Origin of the sequence: Chryseobacterium elymi (assembly GCF_003385495.1) — a bacterium.
GTDB lineage: Bacteria > Bacteroidota > Bacteroidia > Flavobacteriales > Weeksellaceae > Chryseobacterium > Chryseobacterium elymi.
The window spans coordinates 1-1,933 of record NZ_QNUH01000057.1; the positions used below are offsets into that span (position 1 = coordinate 1).

Annotated in this window: 2 protein-coding genes and 1 pseudogene; all 3 read left to right on the top strand. The window is 35.2% G+C overall.

What is annotated here, in order from left to right; translation table 11 throughout:
* On the top strand, positions 1-1,107 hold a 1,107-nt coding region (locus DRF60_RS21685), incomplete at its 5' end, for an RHS repeat-associated core domain-containing protein (protein ID WP_238640274.1).
* Complete coding sequence (locus DRF60_RS21460; protein WP_202974469.1) at positions 1,097-1,432, top strand: hypothetical protein; 336 nt, start codon at positions 1,097-1,099, stop codon at positions 1,430-1,432. The genes DRF60_RS21685 and DRF60_RS21460, both read left to right, overlap by 11 nt.
* Positions 1,433-1,552: pseudogene (locus DRF60_RS21920) on the top strand (RHS repeat-associated core domain-containing protein); the annotation flags it as partial.
* Between the last annotated feature and the right edge of the window lie 381 nt (positions 1,553-1,933).

The following is a 1,933-nucleotide window of genomic DNA, read 5'->3' on the forward strand; positions in this document are numbered from 1 at the left end:
TATTTTAATTTTGAAAATAATAAGTATATTTACAATTATACAGATCATTTGGGAAATGTACGTTTGAGTTATTTCAACAATGGCAGCAGCGCAGAAGTTATTGAAGAAAACAATTATTATCCATTTGGGTTAAAGCATGAAGGGTATAATGCTTTGTCGGGAAACCCTGCGTATAAATATCAATATAATGGTAAAGAATTACAGCAGGAAACGGGACAGTATGATTATGGAGCGAGATTCTATATGCCGGATATCGGTAGATGGGGAGTTGTTGATCCACTGGCGGAGAAGATGACCAGACATAGTCCTTATAATTATGCATTTAATAATCCTATTAGGTTTATTGATCCGGATGGAAGACAAGGAACAAGCTGGTTTTGGGACAGTAATAAAAAAACATTTACTTATGATGCTTCACTGACTTCAGAGAAACAGTTTAATACTCTGAAAGACCAAGGTTTAGTAGAAGGGAAATATTTAGGAAAGGAAGGTAAGTTTGAGGTGACTTATGACGATGAAACGATAGGTAAAGTTGCACTTTATAGCGATGGTGATTGGTTAAATATGTCTTCAGGAGATGCAGATAGTTTTGAATATCACGCCTCTGATGGTCCTGAAAGTATGAGAGGACAATTTTTCACCAATATAGAATCCAGCAGAAACTGGGGTGTACAAGTTTTAGACAAGCCTTTTACTGTAGGCGTAGGTGGAGAACTTACAGTTGGTGCAGGAGCAGGATTTGAACTTGGATACTTTAGTGGTAATTATGACAGTTCAGTTTATTTAAATCTCTATAAATCTGCGGGATTGAATGTAGGTGGTGGTGGAGCTTATAATGAGTATACATCTCAAGATGGATATGGACCTTTGACCACTGCAAATTTAGGAGGTAATTATTGGAATATTTCAGGAGGAGTTGGTCCAATTTCTGGAAATTATGGAGAAACAAGAAAAGAAGGAAATGGAAATGTATCAATGGGTGGAGCGAGTGTTTCTTCTGGAATTTGGAATTTTTTGAAAAGACCTAAACTTTCTTTTGGAGGTAGTGCGCAAGCCGGAACAACATATATCAACCCGAGTAAAAGAATTAGAGAAAGTGGGAAATAGAGATTTAGGATTTAAAATATTTGGAGCAGTAGCTTTTTGTATGGTTATAATTGGATATTTCTTTTATAAAGATTATCGAAGAAAAGAACCTGAAAGAATGAAAGAAAAGAATTTAAATATATCTTTTTCAGGCATTATTGACAGTATTTATAGAGATTATTCTAATCACGGAGTGACCATTTTGATTTTAAAAAATAAAAAGAAATTGAAATTTAATATGTATCAATATAGTCGTTTTAAAAAAGATGATAGCATAGTAAAGAATAGAGGAAAAGATAGCATCTATATTTATAGAAAAGGAGAAGTAAAAGCTTATAAATATTAATATAATGGTAAAGAATTACAGCAGGAAACGGGACAGTATGATTATGGAGCGAGGATGTATATGAGTGATATTGGAAGATGGGGAGTTGTGGATCCGTTGGCGGAGAAGATGACTCGTCATCGTCATAGCCCCGCTGCGCAAAATCTGTGACTTTGAGCTGATAAACAAATAAAAACTCGCTTTTTGCGAGTTTTTTTGTTTTATATACCTTATAAAGCGTTCGTAAGCATATTTTTCAATCTTTATTAGAAACAGTCATATCCAGATCCTGCACAGTTTGGAGGAAAGAATGTAAAAGCCAGATACAACGGAAATATTGCCGAAGTAGATTGGCGGGCCGTAGAAACATTAGGTGTTAATCCATCTTCTACCCCAAAAAGATATGGCTATGCCTATGATAATCTCAACAGGCTTACAGCGGGATATTACCAGAATCCAAACAACCCTTACAGCAAAGAAAATACAGAATCTCTGGCGTATGATCTCAACGGAAACATTACC